The 5,273-nt window shown below is 73.6% G+C and carries 5 protein-coding genes; 3 read left to right on the top strand and 2 right to left on the bottom strand.

Annotation, left to right across the window (positions count from 1 at the left end):
* The 3 genes from HGA02_RS09425 to HGA02_RS09415 form a co-directional block, all read left to right on the top strand.
* Positions 1-1,112: DUF4153 domain-containing protein (locus tag HGA02_RS09425; protein WP_168678791.1), on the top strand; the 1,112-nt coding region annotated here is incomplete at its 5' end.
* A 56-nt stretch (positions 1,113-1,168) separates the two neighbouring features.
* The gene (locus HGA02_RS09420; RefSeq protein WP_168678790.1) at positions 1,169-1,594 is read left to right on the top strand and encodes a hypothetical protein; all 426 of its coding nucleotides are present in this window, start codon (positions 1,169-1,171) and stop codon (positions 1,592-1,594) included.
* Between the two features lie 85 nt (positions 1,595-1,679).
* Entirely contained in the window at positions 1,680-2,360 is a 681-nt protein-coding gene (locus HGA02_RS09415; RefSeq protein WP_168678789.1) for a DUF6766 family protein, read from the top strand.
* Between the two features lie 13 nt (positions 2,361-2,373).
* Here HGA02_RS09415 and HGA02_RS09410 read toward each other — a convergent pair whose 3' ends face one another.
* Complete coding sequence (locus HGA02_RS09410) at positions 2,374-4,086, bottom strand: alpha-amylase family protein (RefSeq protein ID WP_168678788.1); 1,713 nt, start codon at positions 4,084-4,086, stop codon at positions 2,374-2,376.
* Positions 4,083-5,114 carry a TIGR03885 family FMN-dependent LLM class oxidoreductase gene (locus HGA02_RS09405; RefSeq protein ID WP_168678787.1) on the bottom strand — a complete coding sequence of 344 codons (1,032 nt, stop codon included), beginning with the start codon at positions 5,112-5,114 and terminating at the stop codon, positions 4,083-4,085. The genes HGA02_RS09410 and HGA02_RS09405 overlap by 4 nt, the downstream gene beginning before the upstream one ends.
* Positions 5,115-5,273 lie beyond the last annotated feature (159 nt).

Here is a 5,273-nt window from a genome sequence, read left to right as displayed (position 1 = left end):
CAGTGGTGGCCGCGCCGCTGAGCTGGCTGGCCGGCGTCGTGCGCGCGCTGCCGTGGCTGCGGCACGGGGCGGGCGACGCGGTCGGGGCACGGCGCCAGCAGGTGCTGCGCGTGGGTCGCGCCGTCGCGCTCGCCGCGGTCGTCGTCGTGACGTTCGGTGCGCTGTTCGCGAGCGCGGACCGCGTGTTCGCGAGCCTGCTGCCGCGGATCGACCTCGGCGTGCTGCCCGGGCAGGTCGTCGTGGCGCTCCTGGTGTCGGTCGCGGCCGCGGCGAACGCGCAGCTCGCGGCCCACCCGCCGGGCTGGTCGACGCTGCGGCCCGGTCCGGGGCGGCCCGCCGGGGTCGCCGAGTGGGCGATCCCGGTCGTCGCGCTGGACCTCGTGGTGGTCGCGTTCGTGACGGTGCAGGCGACCGCGCTCGCGGGGGGTCACCGGCACGTGCTCGAGACGGCGGGACTCACGTACGCGCAGTACGCGCGGCAGGGGTTCGCCCAGCTCGTCGTCGCGACCGCGCTCACGTTGGTCGTCGTCGCCCTCGCCGCACGGCACGCGCCGCGCGGGACCGGTCGCGAGCGCGCGGTCGTCCGCGCCGGTCTCGGCGTGCTGTGCGTGGGGACGCTCGGGGTCGTGGCGTCGGCGCTCCTGCGCCTGGACCTGTACGTCGACGCGTTCGGCCTCACGCGGCTGCGCCTGTGGGTCGCGCTCGCCGAGGCCGTGATGGGCGCGGTGCTGGTGCTGGTCCTCGTCGCAGGGGTGCGGTGGCGGGCGGGCTGGTTGCCGACGGCCGTGCTCGGGGTCGTGGGCGCAGCGGTGCTCGCGCTGGCGGCGGTCGACCCGGACGCGCAGATCGTGCGGCACAACACCGGCGCGGACCTCGACGTCCCGCTCGACGTCCGCTACCTGCAGGGCCTGTCGGCCGACGCGGTGCCCGCGGTCGACTCGCTCGACGAGCCGCTGCGCTCGTGCGTGCTCGACGGGATGTCGCTGCGTGAGGCGGAGAGCGGCTTCGGCTGGAACCTCGGGCGTGCACGAGCCGCGGCCGTCACGGATGAGCAGGCGGCGCCCACGTCGTGGCCCCCCGCGTCGTGCGACGGCGTCGACGTGCGGTGGTGAGGGCGCGCGCGACCGCCTGACGTGCCGAACCGCGCGGCACGGGCGAGCATCGGCCCATGGTCAGCAGACGTGGTCCGGCCGGCGTGGTGCTCGCGCTCGTCGTCGTCGCCGCGGCGGCATGCTCGTCCCCCGCGCAGGTGCGGGGCGACGTGGCCGACGTGGCCCAGGAGTTCTACGCCGCCGTCGACGCCGGAGACGGCGAGGCTGCGTGCGCGCTGCTCGCGCCGGCCGTCGTCGAGGCGGTCGAGGACGAGGAGGGCGAGCCGTGCGCCGACGCGCTGACGTCGGGCGACCTCGGCGCCGACCTGAGCGCCCGGGCCTCCGACGGCGACGTGACCGTCCGCCGCGCGGGCGGCCAGGCCCAGGCGCGGACACCGCAGGACACGCTGTTCCTCGCCGCGTCGGGTGACACCTGGGTCGTGACGGCCGCCGCGTGCGACCCACGGCCGCCGCGTCCCTACGACTGCGCGCTGGAGGCGTGATGTCCCGTCGTGTGCTGTTCGTCGTCACACTCGGCGGGACCTACCTCGGCCTCGCCTACTGCATCGTCCTCGCGATGGTGAACCGGTGAGCGCCCGCCGCACGCTCCGGGACGCCTCGCTGAGCCTGTTCTTCGCGGGCATCTTCGTCCTCGCCGTCGCCGGGCAGGCCCTGAGCGGCACGGCGCTGTACAACGAGGAGCAGCTCGCCGACGGGCTCGAGCCGGTCACGCTCGGGCGGTACATCACGTCGTCGCAGTTCGCGGTCGACATCACCGAGAACTGGCAGTCGGAGTTCCTCCAGTTCCTGCTGTACATCCTCGCGACGGTGTGGCTGGTCCAGGTGGGCTCGCCCGAGTCGAAGAAGCCCGACGAGGTCGGTCGCGAGAGCGACGAGGACCAGCGTGTCGCCGAGCACGCGACGGCGGACTCCCCCGCCTGGGCGCGCGTGCGCGGGTGGCGGCTGTCGGTCTACTCGCACTCCCTCGGCCTGGTGATGGGCTCGATCTTCCTGCTCAGCTGGTACGCGCAGTCGCTCGCGGGCAGCGTCGCGTACTCCGAGGAGCAGCTGCGCGACCACCTCGACCCGGTCACGTGGTCGCAGTACCTCGCGCTCCCCGACTTCTGGAACCGGACCCTGCAGAACTGGCAGTCCGAGTTCCTCGCGGTGCTGTCGATGGTCGTGCTGTCGATCTACCTGCGCGAGCGCGGGTCGCCGGAGTCGAAGCCGGTCGGGGCGTCGCACGACGCGACCGGCGTCGAGGGCTGAGGCACCGCCCGCCTCACAGCAGGCGGCGGCTGTCCTCCCGCACGACGCGCAACCACCGGTACCCGTACGCGTCGAGCGGCACGGTGGCACGGCCGCGCTCGTCGCACGTCCACTCCTGCGCGTGCAGCAGGTCGACGAGCCGCACCGCCACGCCGCCGTCGTCGTCCGGGACGCAGTCGGGCAGGTCGAGCGGGACCTCGACGGCCTCGTCGCCCAGGTTGTGCAGCGCGACCGTCGAGCCGTCCTGCCACGTGCTGCGGTGCGCGAGGACCGCGGCGTGCGGCTGGTCGAGGATCTCGACGTCGGTCGCCCAGCCGAGCTCCGGGCTCTCGCGGTACCGCCGCACGAGCGTCTGGACGAACGTGAGCAGCGACCCGGGGTCGCGCCGCTGGTCCGCGACGTTGACGTGCTCGGGCCCGTACCCGCCCTCGACGACGGGTCCGCTCAGCCGCGACGCACGCGCCCGGGAGAACCCGCCGTTGCGCTCCGACGTCCACTGCATGGGCGTGCGCACCGCCATCCGCCCCTCGGCGGCGAGGTTCTCGCCCATGCCGATCTCCTCGCCGTAGAACAGCACGGGCGTGCCGGGCAGCGAGAACAGCAGCGAGTAGACCATCCGCACGCGGCGCGGGTCGCCGTCGAGCATCGTCGGCAGCCGGCGGCGCAGCCCGCGGCCGTAGAGCTGCATGTCGGGGTCGGGGCCGAAGGCCTCGAACACCTCGGCACGCTCGTCGTCGGACAGCTTGTCGAGGGTCAGCTCGTCGTGGTTGCGCACGAACGTCGCCCACTGCGCGTCGCGCGGGATCGGCGGCCGCGACTCCAGCGTGGTCGCGACCGGGCCCGCGTCACGACGGGCCAGCGCGAGGTAGAGCTGCTGCATGAGGACGAAGTCGAACTGCAGCGTGAGCTCGTCGCCGTCCGCGAGCCCGTCGCCGTCGTCGTCGCCGAAGAACTGCCGCTGCTCCTCGTACGGCAGGTTGACCTCGCCCATGAGGATCGCGTCGCCCGTGCGCCGCGTGAGGAACGCGCGCAACGACTTGAGGAAGTCGTGCGGGCGCTCGATGTCGTCGCCCTTGCCCTTGGCGGCGTCGGCCAGGAAGAACGGCACGGCGTCGACGCGGAACCCGGACAGCCCGACCTCCGCCCAGTAGCCGACGACCTTGGCGATCGCGTCGCGAACCCGCGGGTTGGCGGTGTTGAGGTCCGGCTGGTGCCGGTAGAACCGGTGCCGGTAGTACTCGCCCGTCTTCTCGTCGAGCGTCCAGATGCCCGTCTCCTGGTCGGGGAAGACGACCTGGTCGGACGTGTCCGGCGGCTTGGTCGCGCTCCACACGTAGAAGTCGCGGAACGGCGAGTCCACGCTGCTGCGTGCCGAGCGGAACCACGGGTGCCGGTCGCTCGTGTGGTTGACGACGAGGTCGGCGATGACGCGGATGCCGCGGTCGCGCGCCGTCCGGATGAGCTCGACGAGGTCGCCCGCGTCGCCCAGGCGCGGGTCGACGCCGAAGAAGTCGACGATGTCGTAGCCGTCGTCGCGGTCGGCGGTCGGGTAGAAGGGCATGAGCCACAGGCACGTCACGCCGAGGTCGGCGAGGTGGTCGATGCGCTGGACGAGGCCCGGCAGGTCGCCGACGCCGTCGTCGTTCCAGTCCATGTACGTCTCGACGTCGAGGCAGTAGACGACCGCGTTCTTCCACCACAGGTCGCCGGTGTCGCGGATCCTCATGCGGCCACCTCCCGCAGCTGCGGGACGAGGTGCTCGCCCGCCATGTCGAGGAACGCGCGCAGGTTGTACGCCGCCGGGGTGCTCGTGGGCTCGGCGGCGGGGTGCTTGTCGCGGCGGGCGGTCTCGTCGGTCGCGACCTGGTGCAGGTACACCGCGTCGAAGCCGAGGCCGACGAGCGCCGCGACGCGGTCCCGCAGCCGTACGGGGTCGTGCTCGACGAGCACCGAGCGACGGACCAGGTCGTCGGTGAGGTTCGGGACGAGCGCGTCGAACGACTCGGGGGTGTCGAGGTCCCACGCGACGGGTGGGCCGACGACGTTGGCGGTCCACTGCTCGCGCGCGAGCGCGAACGCGGAGGCCTCGTCGGGCGCCCACGCGACGTGCACCTGGAGCGCGATCGTGCCCCGACCGCTCGCGGAGCGGTAGGCGTCGACGACCTCGCGCAGGACCGCCGGGTCCTGGTTGACGGTGACGAGCCCGTCGGCCCAGTCCGCGTGCCTTGCGGCGGTCGCGGGCGTGACCGCGGGACCGATGAGCAGCGGTCGCTCCGCGGGGAGCGTCCACAGGCGGGCGCGATCGACGCGCACGAGCCCGTCGTGCGTGACCTCCTCGCCGTCGAGCAGCGCCCGGATCACGTCCACGCACTCGCGCAGCCGCGCGTCACGCTCGGCCTTCGAGGGCCAGCGGTCGCCCGTGATGTGCTCGTTGACGTTCTCGCCCGACCCGAGCGCGACCCAGAAGCGGCCCGGGAACATCGCCCCGAGCGTCGCGACCGCCTGCGCGATCACGGCCGGGTGGTAGCGCTGGCCGGGTGCGTTGACGACGCCGAACGGGAGGTCGGTGGTCGCGAGCGCGGCGCCGAGCCACGTCCACGCGTAGCCGGAGTGGCCCTGGGTCGCGCTCCAGGGCGCCCAGTGGTCGGAGCACATGCCCGCGTCGAAGCCGACGTCCTGGGCGTGCCGGGCGGCCTCGAGGAGCGCGCGCGGGTGGATCTGCTCGTGCGAGTGGTGGAAGCCGACGACGGTCATGGTGACCGTTCCTACCGGCTGCGCCGCCCGCCCGCGCTGCGGCGGCCGTCGGCCGTCACGACGGTCCAGTCGTCGTCCCACATGACCCAGTCGGGCGTGCCGAGGTTGAGCATGGGCTCGATGGTGAAGACCATGCCGGGCTCGATGACGGTGTCGTAG

Origin of the sequence: Cellulomonas septica (assembly GCF_012396155.1) — a bacterium.
In the GTDB taxonomy this organism is placed as follows: domain Bacteria; phylum Actinomycetota; class Actinomycetes; order Actinomycetales; family Cellulomonadaceae; genus Cellulomonas; species Cellulomonas septica.
This window is presented reverse-complemented; position numbering and strand designations above follow the sequence as displayed.

Coding starts and splice junctions, on each gene's coding strand:
- HGA02_RS09410 (WP_168678788.1), bottom strand. CDS start 4,086: ATGAGGATCCGCGACACCGGCGACCTGTGGTGGAAGAACGCGGTCGTC.
- HGA02_RS09420 (WP_168678790.1), top strand. CDS start 1,169: ATGGTCAGCAGACGTGGTCCGGCCGGCGTGGTGCTCGCGCTCGTCGTC.
- HGA02_RS09405 (WP_168678787.1), bottom strand. CDS start 5,114: ATGACCGTCGTCGGCTTCCACCACTCGCACGAGCAGATCCACCCGCGC.